The organism is Pedobacter sp. MC2016-24 (assembly GCF_015223055.1).
GTDB lineage: Bacteria > Bacteroidota > Bacteroidia > Sphingobacteriales > Sphingobacteriaceae > Pedobacter.
Genome location: NZ_JADFBX010000001.1, coordinates 925,026 through 951,989 on the forward strand (window position 1 = coordinate 925,026; position 26,964 = coordinate 951,989).

A 26,964-nucleotide genomic window follows, 5' to 3' on the forward strand; every position below is an offset into this window, starting at 1 on the left:
TTTGCTTTAAAACAAATCTGCATCTCGGTTGTCTTTATACAAAACGAACATCATGAAAACTAAACACTTATCAATTGTTGCGCTCTTTGGTTTTTGCATTTTTCAAGCCTGCCAAAGTAATAATAAAAAGGCTGCAGACAAACAACCGGCAGATTCGGTAACCATGAAAGATGCGGTTACAGATACGTCTGGAATTAACCGTGGCGCAGATTATCCTGTGTTTATCAAAGAGGCAGCCATGGCCGGTGTCAGAGAATTGAGTTTGAGCCAGGCAGCCTTAGAAAAAGCAAACAGTCCGCAGGTTAAAGATTTTGCCAAAAAAATAATAGCAGATCAGACCAAAATATCAGAAGGGCTTAAAAGCCTGGCAGCAGAGAAAAAAATAGCCCTGCCAACAGCCCTGCCAGCATCAGATCTGGCACATATTGAGGACATGAAAAAAATGGCAGCTGCGGATTTTGACAAGCACTATATGGAGATGATGGTCAAAAGCCAAATCACCAACCTGGACTTGTTTAAATCGGCAAGTACACTGGGCGACACGCCAAGCCGGAACTTTGCGGCTAAATACCTGGGCAGGCTCGAAGCACAATACAAAATGGGAACCGATATCCATGAAAAATTACACTAAGCCCTTTTGGTCAGACTTTCCATCAACTGGTCGTACAAATTGTCGCTGCTGGCTTTCTTGGGCTTGATTTTCTTAACTGTTGCCCGCTTACCTTTCGCCTTGGCTTTGATGATCTTTAGCAATTCTTTTGAATAGTCATTTTTAAAGGAACTGATGTCAAATGCCGAGGTGTATTGTTTGATCAAAGCCAGACCGACCTGGAGTTCTTTGGGATTAATGGTCACCGTATCTTTAATCTGTACTTCTTTAGGACTTCGGATCTCTTCCTGGAAACGAATCTTGGTGATCACAATAGTATCTTCCATGGGATGAATGACACAAAGGTTTTCCGTATTACGAAGCACGAAACGGGCAACTCCGGCCTTCTTAGATTTGACCAGTGCTTTTAACAACAGCGCATACGCTTTACGGCCCTGACTTTCGGGTTGGGTGTAATAGGAAGTCTCGTAATAAATTGGATTAATCTCCTGGATATCAACAAAATTTTCAATTTCAATCACCTTTGTTTTCTCAGGCTTTACTTCATCGAAATCATGTTCATCCAACACAACATACTGATCGTTCAGTAAATAACCTTTCACAATTTTATCATAAGGCACCTCCTTATGCGTTTGTTCGTTTACCCGTTTAAATTTAATGTTGGCATGATCTCTTTCATCCAGCATATCTAAATCAAGCGAACTACTTTGGATGCCCGAAAACAACTTTACAGGGATATTGACCAAGCCAAATCCGATAGATCCTTTCCATATCGATCTCATAAATCATTCCGTTAAATGGTGTACTGAATTTCAGTTTAAAGAACAAGTTGTACATTAAAATGTTTGATCTGCACAAATTCTGTTATGTTTGGAAAAATATTTCTCGTTTTACCTGTAGCAATATTCAGGTTTTTGACGTTTATGTATTGATAAGAAAATTACATGGAGATACTAGAATTACAAAGAGAAATACAAAAGGTTCCCAAAAATCCGGATATGGATGCCGAATTGATTGAAGCTTTAACTTCCCTTTGCTTTCAGGAAGAACATTTAGGCCCATCGGATGTGTTGTTCGTATTTGGTTCGAATGTACAACATAAGGAGATTGCCGATTTAATCAGTTATATGCTGGATAAAAACTACATCAACCAGGTTGTGATTACGGGTGGTGTAGCCAATTATACTGGTTCAGTTTATAAAAAACAGGCAGAATCTGAACGGATCAAATCATTCATTGCCCTGCAGAATTATCCCGATAAATACATTTATACTGAGAACAAGTCGAAAAACACGATAGAGAATATTGTTGAAGCACAGAAAATATTCTCCTTCCAGCACATCAAAAGCATGACTTTCCTGGCGCATTCTTATGCCTCCACACGTTGCGCTTTGTCTTTAAAAAAGTATTTCCCCGACATACCAGTCTACTGTATTCCTTTACCACTGCCTTCAAAATTCTTTGAATACCCGGTAAGCAAAGCGCGCTGGTATAAAACCAATTACGGCCAGGGCTTAGTATGGGGAGAATACCTGCGTTTAAAAACATATGGTATGCGTGGTGATTTTCCAATTTTAGAGATTCAGGAGAAATTAGCTCTGGTGCAAGATTTAACTGGCTATTGAGCCTTGCTGCTTTTAATTTGAGCATTTACAATCCGAACGCCCCTGGTATGATCCACCTGCTGTACCAGCTGTTTGACCAGACCTGTTCCTGTTAAATTTTGAATTAGTGCATTTTCCACATTTTCTAACCGAATAATAGCCTCGGCACCAGTTGTTTCTGGGATTTCCCAATGGTCAACCTCGATATTTTTGCCATCTGACACAACCAGCGCAGGTCTCAGGTCATTGTTTTCCAGGTGGAATTTAACATTGATCAACCGCAGTCCTTTAACATGTCTGGCCCAAACTCCGTATGCCGGTACACGCGGTCCAAAAGTCTTCACTTCCGGATACTGATCAATAGCTTCAGGAACCTGTTGATGGGCGTGTTCGGCCAAACCTCCACCGGCTAAAGTAATTTCAATATTTTCTAAAGTCAGATTGCTAATGGCATGACCAGGCACGCCGCTAATCAGAATTCCACTTGGCGGCATTAACTGGGCATTTGCAGAAGCCATCGCTTTTACATTCTTGATCCGTACATTTTCGAAAACGCCTGTGACTTGCCTGGTATCTGTTGCTTTACGGAACACACTTAACCTTGAACCTAGCCTGAATAACATCGGTGTGCGCACCTGATCCATGGTGATGTCTGAAATTTCTATGTTTTTTAAATGGGCGCCATCTACAGTCAGAAGTTTTATTCCTCCATTTTTAGTATCATAAATATAACAATTCGTGATTTTGATGTTTTCAAATGCAGCCATAGATTCAGTCCCCATTTTAATTCCAGCCTGATTACTTTTCAACTTTAAACCTGATACCTGAATGTTTTTACAGGACATTTTACTGGAAGTTGTTTTGAAAACCAGCGCATCATCTCCACTTACAATATCACAATCCCTGATGATCATATCCTGGCAACCATCTATGTCTATCCCATCATTGTGCGCAACACCAAAACTTTCAATTTTCAGCCCTTCAATGCGAATGTCTTTGCTTTGAAAATAATGAGAAGTCCATGCCCCGGCATACTTTAAGGTTACACCCTTAACATGTACGCCAGTACAACGCACAATACGCACAAGGAAAGGCCTTAGCCCCCACCGCTGACCTTCTGGTCTGGTATCCTTCAGGATTTGTCTTTCCTTTATTGCCTGACCTTGTCCGTCAATTGTACCCTCCCCAATGATCCCGATATTTTTCACATCCACTGCAACCACCAAAGCCCAGCCTACATCAATACCAAGCCCCTCAGTAAAAGGGTCCAGATTCTGATAATCTTTAAGATCTGTACTGCCCAGTAATACCGCATTTTTATCAATCTGCAATACGACCTTGTTTTTCAGCACGATAGTACCCGATAAAAACCGTCCTTCCGGAAAAATAACTTTTCCACCGCCAGCCTGTTCGCAAGCATCAATGGCTTTTTGTATGGCTATGGTATTGATGGTGCTACCATCTGCTACAGCACCAAACCTTAAAATGTTAAAATCAGCAGCACTTACCGAAAGGGTAAGCGCTGTGATCATCCATAAACTAACCAGTATCTTATAAAACAATTTTTTTTTCATGATTATTTTTCTGCAATAAGTTCAAATACGGCACTTGTTAATGGCGCAATTTTACCAGCAGAAAGATTTAAACCTACTGTCATCAGGTAATCGCCACTGTATGTTTTTCCATCTTCGGCCTGGGTAGATTTAGTATCGGGAAGCAGATTGATTTCCCGAATTTGATATCTTTTCATCGGATCCAGACCTTGTAGCAGGACTTTGCCCATATATTCTTTACGCCTGAAATTTAACAGATAATTGAAAAGTACAGCGCTGGATTTATCCGGACTGGCATACATCAACACTGCACGATTCTCCTCGTAGGGTGAAACCAGGCGATACAAATCACCGAACCAGATAACTTCACTGATTCGTTTGTAGGTTTTTACCGCCTGATTGCTGAACTTAATTTCTTCTGGTGTCAGGTTCTTTACCCGAATGTCATAGCCCATCTTACCCATCATGGCTACATCTGTGCGGAATTTCAAGGACTGTTTCCCCATAGATGTGACGTGACTTGACACCGTTAAGGACGGAAAGAAGTTAAGGTATCCCCACTGGATAAATACCCTTTCTAATGCATCTGTATTGTCACTCGGCCAAAACTCTGTAAAGTATTTTAAACCGCCATAATCCACCCTTCCGCCACCACCTGCACAAAGCATGATGGGTAAATGCGGGTGTTTCTCCCGCAAACGTCTCAGGATATCAAACAGGGACCTGTTATAGTCGATGAACAGATTACCCTGGTTGTCCTTTAAAAATGGAGAATAGCTATTCGTCAGCATCCGGTTACAGTCCCATTTAATGAAAGCAATCCCCGGATTTTTAATCAGCAGTTCATTGACCATATCGTATATAAAATCCTGCACTTTAGGATTGATTAAATCAAGCACCAATTGATTACGGGAATACGATTCTTCCCGGTTTGGCAATTTCAAAATCCAGTCGGGATGTTTTTCGTACAATTCACTCTTGGGACTTACCATTTCAGGCTCCAGCCAGATTCCAAACTGCAAGTGTTTTTTATTGGCCGCATTCACCAGGTAACCAATGCCACCGGGTAACTTTTTTCGATCAGCCTGCCAGTCGCCCAGTGCTGTTTTATCCGCATCTCTTGGATATTTATTGCCAAACCAACCATCGTCCAGCAAGAACAGATCTACACCAAGCTTGTTGGCTCCGTCAAACAGTTCAACCAGCACATCCTGGTTAAAATCCATATGTGTTGCCTCCCAATTGTTTAAAAGGGTTAACCTTGGTTTGTTGCCATCCAAAACCCCATAATTCCTGGCCCAACGGTGTAAATTCCGCGTGGCATCGCCCTTACCACTTTTGGTATAGGTAAAGATAAAAGCTGGAGTTTCGAATGTTTTTCCAGGCAGCAATTTATATTCAGAAGCATAAGGGTTCATTCCGGTAATCATGCGCAATGAATTTTGCTGATCAATTTCAAAAGAACATTGAAAATTCCCGGACCAGGCCAGGGTTCCTGCAATCAACTCACCCGAATTTTCGTCGGAAGGTTTGTTTAACGAGAGGTAAAAACTAGGAGAGCGGTACATTTGTGCCCGTGTACCCAACTTGCTGTCCAGGATTTTTATACCCGGGGTCAACTGGCTTTCCTTCATGCGCATCTCCGTCATATAATCCCCGTCAAACTGACTGAGCCAATACTTAGAAGCCTCAAAATGGAGCATTGAAGAGGCATAATTGGTTAGTGTAACCGGTTTCTTTTCATGATGTCTGACTTCTGTCCATTCTTTAATCACATTTTCCTGGTTGTAAGTCGTAAAATGCAGCACCACTTCTACCGGATATTTTGGGTCCTGAAGCATAATGTTTGTGGTAGTGACATTTTCATCGTCCTGATGTTGGTTATGTGTCACGTACCTCAAATCCAGTGAAGGGTTACCATCTGCATGGACCATACGAATGGCCGGTTCAAAAAGATCTTCCATACCCGCGGCGATATACGCACCTTTACGGCTTGCTGTCAGTAAGTCCTGATCAGCAGGATTTGTTAATTTCTGACCAAGGTAACTTTGATACAGTTTCTGATCAGTGGATACGGTAAAAATAAGCGTGGTGCTTTTGGTTGCGACAACAATTTGTTTTCCATGTTGTGCGGACACTGCAGTAGCCAAACCAAAAATCATCAAAAAACAACTGATAGGTTTGGTCATATTTAATATTTTCATCACAATTTAATCAACTTGGTGGTTCCAACCTTCATTTGATATTGAAGGTCTTTGCCGGGATTTTTAATGGATACTGTCAATTTATCCCGGCCAGTGCGCTGCACTTCCAGATCGAATACACTTCCAAAGGCGTGTATCTGGCGTAAAGCCATGAAGTTCCAGTCTTTAGGCAATCTGGGTGTACATTCGAAGCTGGCCAAACCAACCGGACGCATCCCAAATAAGCCTTCTGTAAAGATCCGGCAATACAAACCACTCTCTGCTGACAAATGACGTTGATTGCCCTCAGGATAAGCCTCGACAGGATAAGGAACATGATCGCCCAGTAAACGACGGCGGGAATAATATTTGATAAAATCGATCGCCTTTTCCGTTTCACCCGCTTCCAATACGCCCCTCAAAGCATATAATGTAGATCTATCCCAAAAGGTGTCCTTTCCAGCCTGGGTTGCCAGCCCATCTGCAGTCCACAACCTGGGAGAAAATAAAGCATCAATAGTACCTTGCTTTCTGTCAAAAATCCCCATCGTTAAAGGCAGACAGATCCAGGCGCGAAGCACGTCGTTACCTTCGTAGTATTTATACGTCTCAAAGCCTTCAACCTGACCACCAAAATACTTTTCGATATTGGCTTTCAACAGATCGGCTTCTTTTCGATAAGCATCAGTTTGACTTTTGGGCTTCCCGAGGGCCTGTCCCAAAAATACCGATGAACGTAAAGCATCATAATATAAGGTGTTCGTCGACAAATTGGCTTTCCCTGCAGGAAAACGGCCTTCCAGTTCATCTTTATCTGAAGTAACCACACCTTCCTCATTCATTTTTCGTTTATTGTAGGCCAGACACCATTCAATCAATGGCCATAATTTTCGGGCAGAATCTATATTTCCATTAGCCAATGCATAACGTGAGGCACCATAGGCAATCATAGCCTGGTCACCCCGGTCGCCGGCGCCTTTCCATACCGCATCTCCTTCTGCTACGATAGAACTTGGAATGGCCCGATATTCCGGATTCATGTATTTACCGAACCAGGCGTAGGAATTCATGGCAGACAAATTGCCAATACGATCACCTGAAAATGCAAAATAAGGGTTGATGTATTCGGCCTGATCATTCGCCCATATTGCGGCATAATATGCCAGACCTCCAGGTCCATGCATATAGCCACCCTTTGTTTTATAAATGCTTTCTGTTGCCCTGATTTTAGCGAAATCAAAAGCCGTATTCAACACCTTATCCGGGGTTTCCAGTTTTAACGGAGCCAGGATCTCTGTCACACGCGCCAGGCGTTTCTGTTCTTCCTGATCTGCATTCACTACCGGCAATTGATCAGGCTGGTCGCTGGCCAGATAATAAACCGCAAAAGTTACAGATGCCCCTGGTTTAACCATTTTACTTCCATCACCTGCTGTTCCCATAACCACACTATGCGACTGCCCTTTACTTCTGGACGGATCAGTACGCATTTCTTTTTTCATGTATTCCATAGTAATGGGCAAATCGGTTTCCGATACATTGGTAAAAACAAACTTCTCTATGGCCATTGCCTGATCCACAGCAGGATAAAAACTCCGCTGGATGGTCACCAAAGTCGGCTTTCCGCTTTCTGCCTGTATGCGCATGATGCCCTTGTGGCTGATGCTTTTAACATCAAAGCCTAAATTACCGGATTTTCCACTTTGAACTGTTCCAAAATCAAGTAGTCTTTTATTGATGTAAAACCGTGGCAGTTCATTGTCTTGAAAAGTATAGGAAACATGAGACCTGGTAACATCAGGCAACATTCTGAATGTTGGAAAAACAAGTGTCCGGCTAATCCTGGTTCTTTTGAGACTATCCAGGCTATACTCAATCCATATGGCAACCCGCTCACCGGCCATTTCAATATGATCGGTATGCGGAAAAGTACTGTTGATGTTCCAAAGTATACTGCCGTCTGGTTGTATCACCCAGCGATCCTGCTGTTTCGGCAAATGAACAGACTGTTGTGCATGGCAAAGCCGGGTCAGCAAAAAAAAGACAACTGCAATCCTACATGGTCTGTAAAAAAAAATCTTCATCATTGAATAAGCTTAATTTGGCAAATGCAAGTTGAAGATTTTTAACTGTCTTTCAGACCCTTATTTTAGCGAGTTAATAAACTATTTTAGCAAAAAAGAAAGCGCCACTTATTTTTTCAAAAAGTCAGAGCCAAAGATTTTATCCCAGAATGCCGAAGTTACACCATATCCCCGGGTAGAGTCATCATAATGGTGCAGCATATGATGCTGTTTAATTTTTTTCCATACGCCATTTTTAAATTGTGCGTGATGCAACATGTAATGTGTCATGTCGTAAAACAGATAACCCGAAATAAATCCGGCGAAAAAACCGTCCAACAGCGCTACCGGCAGTAACCATTTGAACAGGAAATAAAATGCAGCTGCCAAAGGGATACTTGCAGAAGGCGGCATCACCAGTCGTTGTGCATCGTTTGGATAATCATGGTGCACACCATGAAAAATGAAGTGTATACGTTTACCCCATTCTGAGGAAGGATAGAAATGAAAAACAAAACGGTGCAATACATATTCTGTCAGTGTCCAGATGAACAGACCGAGCAATAAATGCGCAAGAAACAGCAAGATACCGTTGGTTTGTATAGAAGTCCAGAAAAAATAAGCAATGACAGGAACATAAACAATTAAGGGCACAAAATAAGGCACTTTAGACAATGCTTCGAATAAAGGATTTTTAAACATCCGGATCGACTCCCTGGAATTGGATACAAAATTTTTTTTCATAATTAACGAATTCTGCTGCCTGGTAAAAGGAACCGCTAAATTACGGCTTTTCTTTTATTCCTAAAATGTCATTTATTAATTTTCGGTCATATTTAATACCTGAACTTCATTGCAAAATAGGGATACCAGCCCTCATTGGAGTGTCCCATCATCAGACGAAAAACAGTTAAAGACGCTGGTGCAAAATAAATTCCGCCGCCATACCCCTGGTGCCAGACCCGGGATTCCTCGCCTTTTTTCCACACCCTTCCAACGTCGTGAAAGCCGATAAGACCGAATTGCCCCGGTAAAACATAATTGATGAAATCGGCTACTTTTGCGCGCAACTCAAAATTGTTATACAGGCTCTGTTGTCCACCAAAACGGTACTCCCTGTATCCCAGCAAATTCCCCTGACCACCTAAAAACTGCGACTGGTAAAAAGCTTGTTTACCAAGCGTAGCACCACCACCAATCCGATCTGTAATGACTACGGTTTTTCTTTTGTTTAGACTTTGGTACACTGTAAATGCAGCATTGAGCTGAACAATACTATTGGAAAAACCATTCAAACCCTGATACGCGGTTAAGCGTGTATCCAGATGCGTACCCGAGCTTGGCAAAATGTCGCTGTTCCGATTGTTGTTCACATAATTCAGGCTCAGCCCTGCGTATAGTTTATCTTTTGTGATGGTTGCACTATCGGCAGATTGCAATTGGGCCGTATTGGTAATGAATCGTCCGGCATTGTCATCCCGATTGTACCTGTAATACTGAAAAGACGGACCCGCAGTGAGCGTGGATTTCGACCAGCGCCACCTAAAGGCAGGATCAAACTGATACAAGCTAAACCTGGCCCGGTAGTACCGGACAAAATCACCGGTTTTATCAAATGTTGTTTCATTACCCAGACCGAAAAAGTTTTGAGAATTCTCAGGTGCAAATACGTCTGCCTGTAAAATCAGATCCGTTTTACCAAATACCTGGAACAATTCAGATTTATAATTGAAACGAAAACCGGATGTTGCAAAGGAATGTAAAAAGGAAAAGGAATGTATGCTGCCATAAGGCAGCTTTCTGAACCCGGGCTGCACAATACGGTACGAGAGCCCCATAAGCAGCCGGTCGTCAATGTTGTACCCGGCATTGAGCAGTAACGTTCTGCGTGTGTACAGGTCCGTAGGTACAAAATGTGTGTTTGAAGTATCACTGTCAAGCTTTTTCAGCACCCTGCTGGTATTTCCACTGATGGTTACCTGATCGTCATTCCCGTAAATGCGTACTTTCCGGTATGCATTTTCAATGCGATAAGATTTTTCTCCGGATACACCTATGATCCTGATTTTAATTGCTGAGCTTTTATTGTTCAAAACCAGGCTATCGTTTCCATCACGCACATACAGCCGCACTTCCTGCGTAACTGCCGGATCAAATGTTCGGTTAAAGATCAGTTCTTTTCTTGTCCCGTCTTTAGCCAGTTTATGGATCTGAATCGTCAGTGCTTTTCCCGGTGCATCGTTGATGGTAACCTGCTCATTTTTATTACTGGCCTGGACATCCACAATCCGATTGATGAAACGGTAGTACTTACGCATCATTTCCGGAAGTTTTGCCCTCCTTACTTTAAGCTGTGCAAGTAACTGATCGTGCCTCAATGTATACCCCGGTTCTGGCAGCTTTTTCAATGCTTTTTCCATTACCTCATCGGTTACTGCAGCACAAAAATCCTGTACAATACCATTCCATTCCACCTCACTGAGTTGAGAGAACCAACGTCCGTAAATGGCACGGCCTTCCCAGAAAAACCAATTGATATCGGGTAAATTCCGCTCATAACCCTGAATCATAGGCAACAACCAGGACGATTGCGCATACCTGGGAATGATGCCTTCAGACAGGTAAAACACCTGGTCCCGGTCCCGTGGAATCACCTGATACTTTACCAGTCCGCTTGCCTCCTCTTTAACAGGTTTCCAGCGCCACTGGTCCTCATGCCTGTCCCAGTCCCCCAATAATGCATCCAGTGCTTTCGCCCGCAACATCATAGGTCCATCATAACTGTAATCGTTATTGTCGTTTAATTTTCGGGTCATTTTTTCCGAGTTATCGGTATCCCCTTCCGGCTCCCGCTCTTCCAAAAGGCAAAGGGTATTGGCAAACAGATCCGAATATTGCCCAAGTTGTGCATCGGGTAAAACCCATCCGATCATGGGCTCTGTATGAAAAATGCCGACAGCAGCTGCAAAATCAGGCACAACCAATGCAGAAAAGGGATGTTGTGCAGACATATTATCCTTTACAACCTCACCAGCAAAAGTTTTCCTGAATACTTCAGGCAATAAAATTTCCGGATATTTCTCCACGCTTCTCAATACCCACTCTTTTCCATTTTTATCCACCAGACGCAGGGAATGTGATTGATTTCCACCACCACGTTTAGTTGGGGTCAAACCTCCTTTTATTTCAGAAATCCGGATGACAGGAACCCTGGTCTTCAGGGCATACTCCTTACGGTAGTTATCCCCAAAAAGAAAACGATGAAATTTACCCACACGGTCATATTTTGGATAAATCTGAACAGTTGTAGAATCCTGTGCAGTAACCGTAATGCTGAGTGTAATTAAGAATGCGCACAGTAGAAATTTCATCATAGTTAAAGATAAGACGAAATTATTTTATTATTCAAGCAAATCGACATGAATTTACAACTGCAAAATTAGGGCATTCAAAAAGGTAGGTTCGTCATCCTGAATTAACGATAAAAGTCTCATTCAGGATGACGAACTGATTTTATTTTTGAATGTAGAACTTATAAACTGTATTGGTTTTATAAGTTTGCCCAGGTTTAAGCACCGTTGACGGAAAAGCAGCCTGATTTGGCGAATCAGGAAAATGCTGCGTTTCCAGGCAGAATGCAGAACGGTGCGGATAACTTACACCACCTTTACCGTCATGATCCTGACCGGTCATGAAATTACCACTATAAAACTGTAAGCCCGGTTCTTCTGTGAGTACATCCATCGCTATACCGGTTTTGGTGCTGACTACCGTAGCTGCTTTTCGTAAACCTGTACCTTTTCTAAGTACAAAATTATGATCATATCCCTTCCCAAACTTCAATTGCTCGTTAACCGCATCAATACGCGCACCAATCAAGGTTGCCTTGCTAAAATCAAATGGTGTTCCGGCAACAGGTTCAATTTTTCCTGTCGGAATTAAAGTACTATCTACCGGGGTGTAACCATCGGCGTCTATCGTCAGCAAATGATCAGTAATGGTTGCGTCACCGGCACCATTCAAGTTAAAATAAGCGTGATTGGTGAGGTTCAGCACCGTGCTTTTATCTGTAGTAGCTTCATAGCTGATTTTCAACGAATTGTCATCCGTCAGGTTATAGGTCACTTTCACTTGTAAATTACCAGGATACCCGGCTTCATTGTCCTTAGATAAATAACTCAATTCTAAAGTCTGCTCGTTGATCTTTTTGGCATCCCAAACCTGGGCAAAAAAACCATCAAATCCACCATGCAAGGTATTTATTCCATCATTAAGTTGAAGTTGGTAGGCCTTTCCTTCTAAAGAAAACTTACCTTTTGCTATGCGGTTACCATACCTGCCAATCAAAGCACCAAAAAATGGTTCGCCTTTTTTCTGATAGGATTTTAAACTGTCGTATCCCAGTACCACATCTTTAAATTCATTTTTATTGTCCGGAACCAGCAAAGAAACCAGACGCCCTCCATAATTGGTGATTGCAGCCTCCGCCCCATTTTTATTTTTAAGCACAAACAAAGAAACCTCTTTGCCTTTAACACGATTTTTGAAACCTGCTGAATCGGGAATTTTACTGGTAGAAAGCACCACAGAATCGCCTTTGACAGCCGATTTATTGGATACATTGTCACACCCACTAAGCGCCCACAAAAGCACAGATGCCAGGCAGATAGAATTGAATTTCTTGTTCATACAATACAGTTTTAAATTTGATTAGGCAACGAATATATAAAAAAGAATATTAAACGTCAACCAAACAATTAAAAATATAATCGAATACATTACACCCTAGATAAACTTAATTTTTTATAATTTTAACCCCTATGACAAAATATACCAAGCAAAGCCGATTCCTAATCGCTGTTGACTGCATCATATTTGGATTTGACGGAGAACACATTAAAATTCTGTTGATTAAAAGGGCCTTAGAGCCTGAAAAGGACAAATGGAGCTTAATGGGTGGATTTGTAAAACCCGAAGAAAGTCTGGACGGTGCAGCAAATCGCGTATTGTCGCAGTTAACCGGACTCGAAGGCGTTTACCTGGAACAGATTCAGGCTTATGGCGATCCATTGAGAGATCCCATTGAACGCACGTTGTCGATAACCTATTTCGCATTGATTGACATCAATAAATATAAAACGCAGCTGAGCGATCAGTTTCACGCAGAGTGGTTTTTACTCAAAGATGCCCCGAAACTGATCTTTGACCATGATAAAATGGTTGAAAATGCCAAGGAAAGGATCCGTTACAAAGCAGCACTGCATCCCATCCTTTTTGAACTTCTTCCTAAAAAATTCACCCTGCCCCAACTTCAAAACTTATATGAAGACGTTTATAACACCAATATAGACAACAGGAATTTCATCCGTAAAATCAGTGCCACTGGTCTTCTGATTAAATTACCCGAAAAAGATAAAACCGGATCAAAAAAAGGAGCGTTTTATTTCAAACTGGATAAGAAAAAATACCAGGCCAACTTCCAGGCATTCTTAAGTTTCATCCCTAAACCCGATAAATTAATTACGAGCTAGCCGCAATATTTTTTTTGAAAAATTTATTCAAATAAATTCTTTTAATAAATAAATTAAATGTTAATTAGACGTTTAATTTATTTGTATGAACGAAGATCAATACGTTATTGGTGTAGATTATGGATCGGACTCTGTCCGCTCTGTCCTTATCGACGCAAAAAACGGGGCTGAACTGGCCTCCTCCGTTTTTTATTACCCGCGCTGGCAAAAAGGGTTATTCTGTGATCCGGCGCAAAACCAATTCAGACAACATCCATTAGATTATATAGAAGGCCTGGAGCAAAGCATCAGGACCTGCATTGAAAAAGCAGGTGGTGCTCCGATTGCCAGCAACATCAGGGCGATTTCTGTAGACACCACCGGATCTACTCCAGTAGCAGTAGACCATACAGGCCTGCCATTGGCATTATTACCAGATTTTGAGGACAATCCAAACGCCATGTTTGTGTTGTGGAAAGACCACACTGCAGTAAAAGAAGCCATGCAGATTAACCAGCATGCAGCTGAATACGACACCAATTACCTTAAATATTGTGGCGGGATTTACTCTTCAGAGTGGTTCTGGGCCAAATTACTGCATGTGCTCCGTGCCGACCAGCAGGTTAGAACCGCCTGTTACTCCTGGGTAGAACACTGTGACTGGATTCCTTTTCTGCTGACCGGCGGTACAGACATCAGCAAAATGAAAAGAAGCCGTTGTGCGGCCGGGCATAAAGCCCTCTGGGCAGAAGAATTTAACGGATTACCACCAAACGATTTTTTCAAAGCACTGGATCCTGTTCTTGACGGTATCAGGGAACGTCTTTTTACAGACACCTATACCGCAGATGAATCTGCCGGACTAATCAGTGAAGAATGGGCCGCAAAATTGGGCTTGTCAACGCATGTTAAAATTGGTGTTGGTGCATTTGATGCACATATGGGAGCCGTAGGCGGACAAATAGAACCTTATTACCTCAGTAAAGTGATGGGAACTTCTACCTGCGACATCCTGGTCGCCCCGATCCAGGAAGTTAAGGACAAACTCATCAAAGGAATTTGCGGACAGGTAAATGGTTCTGTCATCCCTGGAATGCTTGGACTGGAGGCCGGACAATCGGCTTTTGGTGACACTTATGCCTGGTTTAAAGAAGTCCTTTCCTGGCCGATTAAGAACCTGCTCCGTAAATCTGCACTTTTAGATCCCAATACCGCAGCTGCACTGGAAAAAGAACTGTTAGATCAACTCATACCGGAGCTGAGTGCGCATGCGGCCCGGCTCCCTCAAACAGCAGAGGATGAACTGGCCGTAGACTGGCTCAATGGCAGAAGGACTCCCGATGCCAATCAGGAACTCAAAGGTGCAATCCATAACCTTGATCTGGGCAGTGATGCACCCCGCATATTCAGGGCTCTGGTAGAGTCCACTTGTTTTGGTGCGAAGAATATTGTGAACCGCTTTGAAGCCGAAGGCATTCCGGTAAAGGGCATCATTGGTATTGGTGGTGTGGCTAAAAAATCCCCATTTGTGATGCAAACCATGGCCGATGTCCTGAATATGCCAATTCGCATACACCAGTTTGAACACACCTGTGCATTGGGTGCAGCCATGTTTGCCGCGGTAGTCGCCGGAATTTATCCGAATGTAGAAGATGCGATGAAAAACATGGGCAGTGGCTTCGATAAAACCTATATCCCGAATCCGGAAAATACCGCTTATTACGAAAGCCGGTTTTTGAAATATAAAGAAATGGGCCTATTCATAGAACAGGGATTTACCCCGCAAGAGCAGCTAACCCAATACGCCTAATTAAAAAACATCAATGAATAATTATCAGGAAATAAAGGAAAAAGCTTATCAGGCCAATATGTTACTCCCAAAACTGGGATTGGTGCTTTTCACTTTTGGCAATGCCAGTGCTGCTGACCGCAGTGCAGGTGTATTTGCCATTAAACCGAGCGGCGTTCCTTATGAAGAGCTGACTGCTGAAAAAATGGTGATTGTAGATTTCGACGGAAATACGGTTGAAGGAACACTTCGCCCCTCATCAGATACCAAAACCCATGCGGTTCTGTACAAGCACTGGGAGGACATTGGCGGAATTGTACATACGCATTCTACCTACGGCACGGCCTGGGCACAATCGCAGAGGGCAATTCCTATTTATGGTACCACACATGCAGATCACCTGACAACAGATATCCCCTGTGCACCACCAATGCAGGACGACATGATTTCCGGCAACTACGAGTATGAAACTGGTTTTCAGATTATGAATCATTTGAAAGCAGCCGGATTAAGTTACCAGGAGGTAGAAATGATCCTCGTTGGCAATCATGCCCCTTTTACCTGGGGGAAAACAGCTGAAAAAGCTGTTTACAATAGTGCAGTACTGGAAGAAGTAGCCAGAATGGCGCTGCTTACAGAACAAATCAGAAATGATGTACCAAGATTGAAAAATTCGCTCATAAAAAAACACTATGAGCGCAAGCACGGTGCAGATTCTTATTACGGACAATAACAAATTAGTTAACCACATTTTATAATGATCAGTTTAAAAAATTTAGAGGTATGGTTCATCACCGGAACCCAACATTTATACGGTGAGGAAACCTTAAAGCAAGTCGCAGCCCATGCACAACAAGTTGCCGCATCCTTAGATGCTGCAGAAGCCATACAGGTTCGCGTAGTTTATAAGCCAATCGTAAAAACAGCTGAAGAAATCTTCGAAACGCTGCAACAAGCCAACATCAGCGCCAATTGTATTGGTGTCATTACCTGGATGCACACCTTCTCTCCCGCAAAAATGTGGATCAGAGGTTTAAATATCCTTCAAAAACCCTTGTTACACTTACATACACAGTTCAACCGCGATATTCCCTGGGATACCATCGACATGGATTTCATGAACCTGAACCAAAGCGCGCATGGCGACCGGGAGTTCGGATTTATGGTTACCCGCATGCGCAAAGACCGTAAAGTGGTTGTAGGGCACTGGCAAGACCAGGAAGTAGTCAACGAAATTAACGTATGGACCAGGGCTGCAGCAGGCTGGCACGACTGGCAGGGGGCTAAATTTGCCCGCTTTGGTGACAATATGCGCTATGTAGCAGTTACTGACGGTGATAAAGTTGAAGCTGAACTTAAGTTTGGTTTTGAAGTGAACACCTATGGCATTGGCGACCTGGTGGCTGTCATCAATGGCATCCCGGAAACAGCGATTCAGGATCTGATTACCGAATATGAAGCGAGTTATACCATGACTCCAGATCTTTTGCGTGCCGGCGCCAGACATGCTTCTGTTTATGAAGCAGCTAAAATTGAACTCGGACTAAAGAAATTTCTGGAAGACGGTGGCTTCAAGGGGTTCAGTGACACTTTTGAAGATCTGCACGGCATGATCCAACTGCCAGGCATTGCGGCACAACGCTTAATGGCTGCGGGCTATGGCTTTGCAGGCGAAGGTGACTGGAAAACTGCTGCCTTAGTAAGGGCCTGTAAGGTAATGGGTGCCGGATTGCCGGGTGCCAACGCTTTCATGGAAGATTATACCTATCATTTCGATCCAGAAAACGCTATGGTACTGGGATCGCACATGCTCGAAGTGGATGCATCACTGGCCAATGGTAAAGCACGCCTGGAAGTTCATCCTTTGGGCATTGGTGGTAAGGCAGATCCGGCCAGGTTAATTTTCAATGTAGCAGGTGGTAATGCATTAAATGCCTCCATCATTGATATGGGAAACCGTTTCCGTTTACTGGTTAATGAAGTAAAAGCGATGGAACCTGAACATCAATTACCGAACCTTCCGGTAGCACAGGTATTGTGGAAACCACTTCCGGATATGAAAACCGGATGTGCAGCCTGGATTTATGCAGGAGGTGCACATCATACGGCCTATAGCCAGAATTTAACCACAGCACATTTACTCGATTTCGCCAATATCGCAGGTATTGAATACGTAAATATCGGTGCCGAAACCAATATCAACCAGTTCCGTAACGAACTGCATTGGAACGAAGTTTTCTACAAATAATCCATTCAAGTGCCGGACAATCATAGCCGTCCGGCACTTTACCCAATATCTTATCTAACCAAATAAAAGCCATTATGAACAATAGTTTAGTTACTACAGATTATGTAGTTTTCATCTTTTACTTTCTAGTCGTATCCGGTTATGGGTATTACATTTACCGCCAGCGCAAAAAAGACGAGCATGATGCCAAAGCCTTTTTCCTGGCCGAGGGTACTTTAACCTGGTGGGCCATCGGCGCTTCCCTCATCGCATCCAACATTTCTGCTGAGCAGTTCATCGGTATGAGCGGTGAAGGTTTTTTCCTGGGGATTGCCGTAGCCGCCTATGAATGGATTGCAGCCATTGCCCTGATCATTGTTGCCGTATGGTTCATTCCTGTATATCTGAAAAATAAGATCTACACCATGCCGCAGTTTCTAAAAACCAGGTACAATGATTCTGTTGCTTTGATCATGGCCATATTCTGGTTGTTTTTATATGTTTTTGTAAATCTCACCTCTATCCTTTATCTGGGCGCTGTAGCCATCAATGGATTAACCGGAGGCGATTACCTGCATGTCATCATGATTGGCCTTGCCGTATTTGCGCTGATCATTTCCTTAGGGGGAATGAAAGTAGTTGCCTATACCGATGTGATCCAGGTTGCCGTATTGATCTTTGGCGGTTTGGTAACCACATACATCGCATTGACAGTGGTAGGTGAAAAATTTGGCGTAGGTGCCAATGCCATCGCTGGTTTTAATGTACTGATGGAACAGGCTCCTGAGCATTTCAAAATGATCATTCCAAAACCTACAGCTGCATCTACACAAAATGAGATCAGCAAATACCTGACATTTCCAGGTATGGCATCTTACGTAGCAGGAATCTGGATCATCAACCTGAACTATTGGGGTTGTAATCAATACATCACGCAACGGGCATTGGGGGCAGATTTGCAAACCGCCAGAACAGGAATTCTTTTCGCAGGTCTTTTAAAACTGATGATGCCACTTATTGTGATGTTGCCAGGGATTGCAGCGTATGTATTGTATAAAGGTGGGCACTTACCACAACTCATTGGCGGAAAGGACGGCGCTTATTCAGCAGTTCTGACCTTTTTACCCACTGGTCTTAAAGGTTTATCTGTGGCTGCACTTACGGCTGCTATTGTAGCCTCGCTGGCTGGCAAAGTAAACAGTATTTCTACCATTTTTACACTGGATATCTATTCAAAATATTTCAAAAGCGGTACAGAAGAAAAAAACCTCGTTTTTGTGGGTCGGGCAACTGTATTTGTTGGCATGATCCTGGCCGTACTATTCACCTGGAATGATCTCTTAGGCATCGGCGGCGAAGGTGGTTTTACTTTTATCCAAAAATATACCGGCTTCATCAGTCCGGGTGTTTTTGCCATGTTTATCCTCGGTATGTTCTGGAAAAGGACAACGGGTAGTGCAGCCATCGTTGGTGTAATCGCAGGCTTCCTGTTGTCTGTTTTCTTTAACGAAATGGCACCAAATCTTTTGGGACACGACACGGTACTATACACCGCTTATCCGAATGGTAAGGGAGCATTTGAGATTCCATTCCACATCTGTATGGGATTGTCCTTTTTCTTCACCATGCTGATCATGATTGTGATGAGTCTGGCAGGTCCGAAAGTCAATCCTAAAGCTTTTGAACTGGATAAAACGATGTTCAAAGTTGCGCCGTCAACAATGGCATTGATTGTGGTTACTTTATTGATTATCGGGGCGCTTTATGTGAAGTTTTGGTAATATGAAAAAAGCGAGTGGGCCCGAAAGTCTCACTCGCTTCCCTACTAGTCCAATTCAACGATTGCTTTAATGACTCCGGTATTTGGGTTTAACCAGCTTTCAAAATTCGCCTTTACTTCATCAAACTTTACCCGATGGGTAATGTATGTGGCAGGTGTTACCAGCTTCTTTTTCATCGAATCGATGACATGCTCAAAGTCTGCCCTTGTGGCGTTACGGCTGCTCATCAGGCTGGCTTCGCGTTTGTGAAATTCAGGATGGCTAAAGCTAATGTCTGCTTTCTGGAGGCCGATTAAGACGAAACGACCGCCGTGTGCCAGGTATTGGAAGGCATTATTGATGGCCTTCAGACTACCTGTAGCATCAATCACAACGGTTGGCATGTCACCATTCGTGATGGCACTCAGTTGCTCCAATACATCCGCCGAAAGCGCATTAACCACGTGTGGGATATTTAGTTTCTCTTTACAAAAAGATAAACGTGCATCATTGATATCCAGTGCGATGACATGGGCACCGGCAATTCTGGCAAATTCCATGGTACCCAGGCCAATCGGCCCGGCACCGATCACCAATACAAATTCTCCCGGTTTTACAGCTGCACGGCGAACACCATGTGCACCAATAGCCAAAGGTTCAACCAGGGCCAGTTCATCGTAACTCAGGCCTTCACCATGAATCAGGGAGCTGGAAGGTACAGCTAAGTATTCCCGCATTCCTCCGTCTACATGCACGCCACAAACCTTAATGTCGGTACAGCAATTGGCTTTACCAGTGCGGCAGGCAATACACTGTCCGCAGTTAAAATAAGGAATAAAAGTTACTTTTTCTCCGGGTTCAAAGCCTTCGGCACCACCATCAATAGCCACCAGTTCTCCTGCAAGTTCATGCCCCAGAATCCGCGGATAATTGAAAAAGGGCTGTGTACCTTCAAAGGCATGTAAATCAGTTCCGCAGATACCGATTCGTTTAATTTTTAGAATTGCATTGCCCGGACTGGCTACAGGCATTTCGGCTGTGCCATATTCAAAGGTACCTGGGGTCTTGCAAATTAATGTATTCATGTATCTGTCTCTATTTTTTCATCAGCTGCTTTGCAATCCAGTAAACCAGATCCTGGCCCGCTTTAAAATTTTCATATTCGGCCGGCAACTTTCTTCCGTCCACATATTCGTTGTATAACCAGGGATCACCAATGGCAAATACAGTTCCCTTACCCAGCCTGGCAACAGCCATCACCTGGTCACCCTCCTTGTCTTTCAGCACTGCTTGAGCAGGAGGCAGCAATTTCAGACTGCTATACTCTTTGATGTACAAATCTTTCGCAGTCTTAAAAATCTCATTACCTGCCGCAACAGTAACCTTACCCATTTCAAACTGATTCTTAACTACCCTTCCCTTGCTGTCTAAATTAAACTGGATGCCAAAATTTTTCGCCAATTGGTTAAAATGCTCAAACTCCACATTTCCGGTATCATTACCCATCAAAACCAATACACCACCTGCTTTAACCCAATCCGTGATGTTTTTCACATCATTAGCCATGATAAAATTAGGTTTAGGTGTTTCTTTTTCCGTATCCGGATCCACAATGATATAAACTGAAGCATTTTTCAGGTTTGAAGCAGAAGGAGCTGCGTATAAGGTGCTTGTTTTAAAACCAGCATTGCTAAATTGCTCAGCCCACATGGAAAAGCCCCCGTTTGACATCTCGTCCCATTTATAATGCCATGAAACCTCTTGCCCATTCTGGTCTTTCTTGGTTTCATTGTTGAAATAAGAATCCAGTACTACTGTTTTACCCAAACCAGGCTTTGGCATAGCTGCAAGCTCCATTTCGTTGATGGCCTTCAAAAAAGCACCAACACCTTTGGCATCATTGGTTATCACTTTTTCACTCATGTAATAGGCAAAGCTACCATCGCGGTAAGGTTTACCACCCAATCCGGATACCGTAACAGTTCCTTTTAAATTGATCATTCCAGGAGCACGCTGTTCTACAAATTCCTGCTGCATACCTTTATAGCCCTTATCTGCAACCGCAAAATAGGAAGCTGGTAAATATTGCATGCGCACGCCTTTGGCAATGGCATATACAAACATCGCCGAAGCAGAAGATTCAAAATAATTACCCTTATCATTCGGACGGTCTAAAATGTCATACCATACGCCCGTTTTATTGTTTTGTACACTTTTAATACCTGCCGCCAATCGGTTTAAAATATTGATCAGTTCTTTCCGTTTTGGATGATCTTTTGGAAAATTATCCAATGCGTCTACCAACGCCATTCCATACCAACCCATCGCTCTGGCCCAAATGTGCGGTGAAAGCCCGGTTTTTGGATCAGACCAGCGTTCGGCCCTGGATTCATCCCAGGCGTGGTACAATAACCCTGTTTTGGCATCCCTTGCGTTCTTTTCCATATAGATGAACTGGTTGGCAATATCATCGAAAGCCGCCTTGTTACCGATCAGTGCAGCATATTCAGCATAAAATGGCTGGCCCATATAAAGTCCGTCCAGCCACATCTGATTGGGATAAATCTGTTTGTGCCAAAAACCACCTTCTTTTGTTCTGGGTTGCTTTTGCAATTGCTCCCACAGTGTAGTGGCCGCTTTAAAGTACTTTTGCTGTCCCGTTACCTTGTATAAATCCAATAAAACGGTTCCATTTTTAACATTATCAATATTGAAATGTTCCTGACTGTAAGTATCTATAACGCCATCAGCGGAGATAAACAGATCCATTTTTCCCTGAACATATTTAAAGTATGCAGCATTACCGGTTCTCCTCCAGATTTCAGTCATGCCGTCCTGAACAACACCATCATCGTAAGACCATTTTCGGGATCTTTCCTTCCATACTTCCATTGCTGTGGTTGCCATCTGATCAGACAAGGGTTTAACCTTGGTTTGGGCATTACCCTGAAATGCTCCAAATAGGGCAATAAAACTAAATACCAGAGATTTTCTTTTCATACTGTTGTGTTATACGTGGTTTCATTACAATTCTACGCAGTAATCTATCGTAATTAAACTAAAAGCCGTAAAATAAATACGCAATCGTTGCCAAAGAATCGGATTACAATACATCCAGAATCAAGACCCTGTCATTCCCGTTTTTTTCATCACCTGGCGGATCGAAAGTCCGCATACCATGATTTTCAATCCTGCCGATCCTTAGGATTTTTCCATCACGGGGATTAAACCAGGATGCGTTCAACCAATCCCCCTTTAAAACACCCAATTTCACGGGAATCTCCCGACCTGTATAGGTATAGATGAAAATGTATTGATCAGTCCTTGTTGCCATTAACCGATTGTACTTTTCCCCATCCCCGGCTTGAGCAATAACCGATTGATCAGGTATCCTGTCGAAATAAGTTATTGTACCTCTTGACAGCATCAGATTTTTCAAATGCAACATTTGCGCGGCGCCAGGATCATTTAATGCTTCCTGCCAGCTCGATATTGCTCCATAGGCTGCATCGTTATCTTTCGGATTGTACATTTGAATCACTGAATTGTTACCATAGGTAAAACCAAATGCACCGGCAAAGACAGACCAGTAACCGTATCTCCGCAGGTCTGCATCCTGCCATCGTGTTTCATTTGGATCATGTAAGCCTTGCGGAATACCTTCGTAAGACGGCTCTCCGTCAACCGAGGGCTTAACTGGTTTCAGGCCATAGTCTTTTTCAATGTACTTCCAGTTATCCTCGCCAAAATGCCATTGTTCTTTTGCAGTCGTATCTTGATCATAACGGCGATGTCCAGATTGAACCATATTGAAGTCGAGCCAGGAAGCATTGTGAAACCATTCCGACGAACCGGTCCTACCCCTTGGATGGAAAGTAATCAGGTGATTCGGATCATTCTCCTTCAAGGTACGGCCTATAATTTCCCAAATATTCATCACCTCGGTACCTTTTACATCACCACCGTTTAACCAAATGACATTACGCTTATTTTGATATCTTTTCGCCAGGAAGGAAGCATACACTTTCGCCTGCTCAGCATTCACCTTCCTGCTTTTCACATTGTTGCCCCACACTGGAACCATTGCGATATAAATCCCCTTTTTTCCAGCCTGATCAATGACATAATCAACATGATCCCAAAAATCGTATTGCACTGAATCGGCAAATGAATTTCCCGGTGTAACCGCAGGCTGAGCAACATTACCATTCACCAGTGCCGAATCCCCATAAGCATTGACTGAGGATAAGGTATGTAACACCATAGCCTGCACCACATTAAAACCTTTCTGCTTTCGGTCTTCCAGATACCGTAAGGCTTGTGTTCTGGTCAATTTATTAAACAACAACCAGCCTGTATCAGCCAACCAGAAGAAAGGTTTATCTCCCTCCTGCAAGTAATGTCCATTGGAAGAGACTTTTAAGCGTTTATTTACCTTTATTTTCTTGTTTACCGCACAGCCAAAAATCCCAAATGAGATCAGGGCGAATAAGACAATTCTTTGATACTTGGTCATGCTATTTGAGTGTGACCAGGAAAAATGGCCAAAACAAATCTAAAAACTTTAAGCAATAAGCGATGCATATTTAAATCCCAAACTTCCCAATTCATCCGGTGTTTTTGCCTTTCCAACTACAATACATTTCACAAGTCCAAAATTCGGTATACATTTGCACCCTCATAAGTTTAACAAAAACCAGGAACATTAAAAGAAAAATTAAAACATGAAATTTTTAAAAAACCTTTTTGTTATCGCTCTCTTATTAGTATCTGCCCAAATTACAAAAGCGCAGTCTGCGGCAATGAAAGATCCGGTTAGTTTTAAACTTAAAAATGGATTAACAGTCGTATTAGCAGAAAACACCGGTACTCAAAAAGTATATGCTACTTTAAACAGTGAAGCTGAGCAAATCAGCAATGCTAAAGCTGGTGCACAAGAAGTACTGAATACCATGCTCAACAGCACTTCGGGAGTAAGCGGGTTAAGTTTTGATGATAAAGGTATTCACATCGCAGCCAACAGCACTGATTTCAACAACATTTTAACTGCCCTGTCTGATCAGATCCAGACACCGGCTTTGACACAAAATGCATTTGAAGCTGCTTTGAATACAGTAAATACCAGTTTGCAGAAAAAAGACCGTTACTATGCACCGAATGTAACGGCCGCAGCTTTACAGGCACTTACATTAAATGACATCAAAGCGTTTTACAGTGTAGCAGTACATCCTGCTGCAGCTTATCTGACCATAGCTGGTAACATCAAAGAAGCAGATATGAAAACCCTGGTTAAAAAATCACTTGACAACTGGAATGGCGTAAGTCCCGATTTAACGCCAAGCAAATAATTAAAAATTAAGGGAATAGTGGGGGAAGAATAAGGAGGCGCCATGAACTGGCCCTCCTTTTTTATTTCAAAGACATCAAGTTTGAATCAGCTGTTTGAAGCTGACAGTTTTGTTGTTGACCATTGGCCTGGCATAATATGCCAGAAACAGGATGTAGCCCAGCGTAAAGTATAAAAACACCAATGCAAACCGCAAGCCTATCCAATCTCCTAAAGAACCGATAATCAGCGGAACCAGTGCACCACCAAAAATACCAGAACAGAGGATACCGGAAAAAGAACCATGATGTTCTTCAACAGAATTTAAAGCCAGTGAAAAGATAATCGAAAACATCACCGAGATGAAAAAACCTGCTACCGGAAAAGCATATAAGGCGACTTGCCCATTGCCAAATAAGGCGAAGGTAAGCACGATCATGGCGATAACCGTAGCAATCTTCAGGATCAGCTTAGAATCCCAGAGCTTTAAAAGTACCAGGCCAAGCAGGCAACCTACGGACATCAGTCCCCAAAACCAACCCACTACCTGTGCACCTGCTTTGTTTGGGTCAATGCCGTGGTAGCTTCTCAAAAACTCCGACATCCAATTGGCCAGGGCCTGTTCTGTACCCACATAGGCGACAATCCCCAGAAAAAACAAGACCACATCCCTGTTTTTAAGCAACCTACCATATACTGAGGCAGCACCTGATTTTTCATCCTCCTTCAAAGCCACCACAGGCATTTTAATAAACAACAGCATTAAAATGGTCAGCAAAAAAATCAAACTAAACAGCCAGTACAGGGCAGTCCAGCTTAAGCCATTTTTCACCAGACCACCCAAAAATCCAATCCATCCCTGCTGATCAGCGGCATCGCCAGAAAGCGCCTGCATCAAATACGAAAATACAAAGGGACTGAGAAAAGAGGCAAGTCCGAATACCAATTGCCCAAGTACTGAAAAGAATGCAAAATGCTCTTCACCACCCGCGGTTCGCATTAAGGGATTAATGATCACCTGCAACATGGCCATTCCAATACCAATGACAAATAAAGAACCCAGTGCGATACCATAGTCTGGATACAGGCCGAAAGCTATGGCCCCAATAAAATTTAAGCTGAAGGCAATGAGCATGGACTTTTTCTCACCAATGCGCTCAATCATCATCCCTGCGGGGATGGACATGATCCCATAAGCCAGGAAAAACGAAAAGGGTAAAAATGCAGCCATCGTTAAACTCAACCGATAGGTTTGAATGATAATTGGCATCAAAGGGCCAAGAATATTTGTAACAAACGAAATGATGAACCAGATGAGCAGAATGACTGCTACTAAAAAATTGTTACGTTGCATATATTGGTTTTATTTGGTTGAAAACATAGAAAACACGCGCCCGCCACAACCCAACAAACCGGCCTGGTTACCCAAAAGGGCCCCGGTAATGGTGGTATACTTGCTTGCAGCAGGCATGGCAAGCCCCTGGACACGTGTACGTACTTCCTGAACATAAAATGCGCCTGACTCCGTAATCCCCCCGCCCAGCACCACTTTTTGCGGACTAAACACATTGACCAAACTGGCCACTCCGGTAGCCAGATGATCAAAATGCCTGCTCATGGCTGCAACAGCTTCTCTTTCTCCGGCATGGTAGGCCGAAACAACCGTGCGACCGTTAATGCCATCTGGATTTATCCCTTTAACAATAGCATAATCGTTGATTAAAGCAGTTACTGAAGCGTAGGCTTCAAAGCATCCGGAAGCACCACAGGAACAAGCAAGACCACCTTGTTGTATGATGATGTGCCCCAGCTCCGTTCCATGGTTGCGATAGCCTCCATAAAGTGCGCCGTTGATGACCAGACTGCCGCCAATGCCGGTTCCAATGGTCATAAATACCACATCAGTGCAATGTTTTGCCGCACCGTAACTGAACTCTCCCCAGCCCATCATATTGGCATCATTGTCTATCACCACATTTAAACTGGTCGATGCAGCTATGATTTTCCCAAGCTCCAGGTTTTCAAAACCAGGCAGGTTATCAGCCCCGCCAATGACGGTGTTGTTTTCTATAATTCCAGGAAAACCAATACCAACGCCAATGACCTGTCCCTGTGCCTGCTCGGCACATTTTCGAATCGCAGCATTGATCAAAGCGATGACCTCGCCTTCAGTAGTTACATTAAGGAGTGGAAATAAAAATGAATAGGAAATTCCTCCGTCCTGGTTTATCAGTCCGCATTTGAGTGAAGTTCCGCCAACATCAATTCCTATGGCATAAGATGATTGTTTCAAAGTAGCTTAATTTTGTCTACCGAAATTAACTCAAATGCATCAGGCA

Annotated in this window: 20 protein-coding genes; 8 read left to right on the forward strand and 12 right to left on the reverse strand. The window is 43.1% G+C overall.

Features of this window, described 5'->3' with window-relative positions:
- Positions 1–52: 52 nt before the first annotated feature.
- Positions 53–631: a DUF4142 domain-containing protein gene (locus tag IM797_RS04230; RefSeq protein ID WP_194125834.1), complete on the forward strand. Its 579-nt coding sequence runs from the start codon at positions 53–55 to the stop codon at positions 629–631.
- On the opposite strand, the gene IM797_RS04235 is transcribed toward IM797_RS04230, so the two are convergent.
- The gene (locus IM797_RS04235) at positions 628–1,392 is read right to left on the reverse strand and encodes a Ku protein (protein ID WP_194125835.1); all 765 of its coding nucleotides are present in this window, start codon (positions 1,390–1,392) and stop codon (positions 628–630) included. The genes IM797_RS04230 and IM797_RS04235 overlap by 4 nt on opposite strands.
- Positions 1,393–1,554: 162 nt before the next feature.
- On the opposite strand from IM797_RS04235, the gene IM797_RS04240 reads away from it, so the two are divergent.
- A complete protein-coding gene (locus IM797_RS04240; protein WP_194125836.1) occupies positions 1,555–2,235 on the forward strand; it encodes a YdcF family protein in 681 nt (226 codons plus the stop codon).
- On the opposite strand, the gene IM797_RS04245 is transcribed toward IM797_RS04240, so the two are convergent.
- From IM797_RS04245 to IM797_RS04270, 6 genes are all read right to left on the reverse strand, one after another.
- Positions 2,229–3,788: a glycoside hydrolase family 28 protein gene (locus IM797_RS04245; protein ID WP_194125837.1), complete on the reverse strand. Its 1,560-nt coding sequence runs from the start codon at positions 3,786–3,788 to the stop codon at positions 2,229–2,231. The genes IM797_RS04240 and IM797_RS04245 overlap by 7 nt on opposite strands.
- A 2-nt stretch (positions 3,789–3,790) precedes the next feature.
- Positions 3,791–5,956, reverse strand: a complete 2,166-nt coding sequence (locus tag IM797_RS04250; RefSeq protein WP_228098703.1) for an alpha-galactosidase — start codon at positions 5,954–5,956, stop codon at positions 3,791–3,793.
- Between the two features lie 14 nt (positions 5,957–5,970).
- Positions 5,971–8,037, reverse strand: coding sequence for a hypothetical protein (locus IM797_RS04255; protein WP_228098704.1), 2,067 nt, complete (start codon positions 8,035–8,037; stop codon positions 5,971–5,973).
- Between the two features lie 105 nt (positions 8,038–8,142).
- Positions 8,143–8,757: a sterol desaturase family protein gene (locus IM797_RS04260; protein WP_194125839.1), complete on the reverse strand. Its 615-nt coding sequence runs from the start codon at positions 8,755–8,757 to the stop codon at positions 8,143–8,145.
- 92 nt (positions 8,758–8,849) lie between these two features.
- Complete coding sequence (locus IM797_RS04265) at positions 8,850–11,387, reverse strand: BamA/TamA family outer membrane protein (protein ID WP_194125840.1); 2,538 nt, start codon at positions 11,385–11,387, stop codon at positions 8,850–8,852.
- A gap of 139 nt (positions 11,388–11,526) precedes the next feature.
- Entirely contained in the window at positions 11,527–12,702 is a 1,176-nt protein-coding gene (locus tag IM797_RS04270) for an aldose epimerase family protein (protein ID WP_194125841.1), read from the reverse strand.
- 131 nt (positions 12,703–12,833) lie between these two features.
- Here IM797_RS04270 and IM797_RS04275 point away from each other — a divergent pair, with 131 nt between their 5' ends.
- The 5 genes from IM797_RS04275 to IM797_RS04295 all read left to right on the forward strand — a co-directional run bounded on the left by IM797_RS04275 (position 12,834) and on the right by IM797_RS04295 (position 19,320).
- A complete protein-coding gene (locus IM797_RS04275; protein WP_194125842.1) occupies positions 12,834–13,544 on the forward strand; it encodes an NUDIX domain-containing protein in 711 nt (236 codons plus the stop codon).
- A gap of 85 nt (positions 13,545–13,629) precedes the next feature.
- Positions 13,630–15,333, forward strand: coding sequence for a ribulokinase (locus IM797_RS04280; RefSeq protein ID WP_194125843.1), 1,704 nt, complete (start codon positions 13,630–13,632; stop codon positions 15,331–15,333).
- A 13-nt stretch (positions 15,334–15,346) separates the two neighbouring features.
- Positions 15,347–16,045: an L-ribulose-5-phosphate 4-epimerase gene (locus IM797_RS04285; RefSeq protein WP_194125844.1), complete on the forward strand. Its 699-nt coding sequence runs from the start codon at positions 15,347–15,349 to the stop codon at positions 16,043–16,045.
- A gap of 24 nt (positions 16,046–16,069) precedes the next feature.
- Positions 16,070–17,560 carry an L-arabinose isomerase gene (gene araA / locus IM797_RS04290; RefSeq protein ID WP_194125845.1) on the forward strand — a complete coding sequence of 497 codons (1,491 nt, stop codon included), beginning with the start codon at positions 16,070–16,072 and terminating at the stop codon, positions 17,558–17,560.
- A gap of 74 nt (positions 17,561–17,634) precedes the next feature.
- Complete coding sequence (locus IM797_RS04295) at positions 17,635–19,320, forward strand: sodium/sugar symporter (RefSeq protein ID WP_194125846.1); 1,686 nt, start codon at positions 17,635–17,637, stop codon at positions 19,318–19,320.
- A 44-nt stretch (positions 19,321–19,364) separates the two neighbouring features.
- On the opposite strand, the gene IM797_RS04300 is transcribed toward IM797_RS04295, so the two are convergent.
- The 3 genes from IM797_RS04300 to IM797_RS04310 all read right to left on the reverse strand — a co-directional run bounded on the left by IM797_RS04300 (position 19,365) and on the right by IM797_RS04310 (position 23,815).
- A complete protein-coding gene (locus tag IM797_RS04300) occupies positions 19,365–20,384 on the reverse strand; it encodes a zinc-binding alcohol dehydrogenase family protein (RefSeq protein WP_194125847.1) in 1,020 nt (339 codons plus the stop codon).
- A 10-nt stretch (positions 20,385–20,394) separates the two neighbouring features.
- On the reverse strand, positions 20,395–22,299 hold the full coding sequence (locus IM797_RS04305) for a glycoside hydrolase family 105 protein (RefSeq protein ID WP_194125848.1): 1,905 nt from the start codon (positions 22,297–22,299) through the stop codon (positions 20,395–20,397).
- A gap of 103 nt (positions 22,300–22,402) precedes the next feature.
- A complete protein-coding gene (locus tag IM797_RS04310) occupies positions 22,403–23,815 on the reverse strand; it encodes a glycoside hydrolase family 140 protein (protein ID WP_194125849.1) in 1,413 nt (470 codons plus the stop codon).
- Between the two features lie 208 nt (positions 23,816–24,023).
- Here IM797_RS04310 and IM797_RS04315 point away from each other — a divergent pair, with 208 nt between their 5' ends.
- Positions 24,024–24,647, forward strand: coding sequence for an insulinase family protein (locus IM797_RS04315; protein ID WP_194125850.1), 624 nt, complete (start codon positions 24,024–24,026; stop codon positions 24,645–24,647).
- 75 nt (positions 24,648–24,722) lie between these two features.
- On the opposite strand, the gene IM797_RS04320 is transcribed toward IM797_RS04315, so the two are convergent.
- Both IM797_RS04320 and IM797_RS04325 read right to left on the reverse strand, forming a co-directional pair.
- Positions 24,723–25,979 carry an MFS transporter gene (locus tag IM797_RS04320; protein WP_194125851.1) on the reverse strand — a complete coding sequence of 419 codons (1,257 nt, stop codon included), beginning with the start codon at positions 25,977–25,979 and terminating at the stop codon, positions 24,723–24,725.
- Between the two features lie 9 nt (positions 25,980–25,988).
- Positions 25,989–26,918, reverse strand: coding sequence for an ROK family protein (locus tag IM797_RS04325; protein WP_194125852.1), 930 nt, complete (start codon positions 26,916–26,918; stop codon positions 25,989–25,991).
- Positions 26,919–26,964 lie beyond the last annotated feature (46 nt).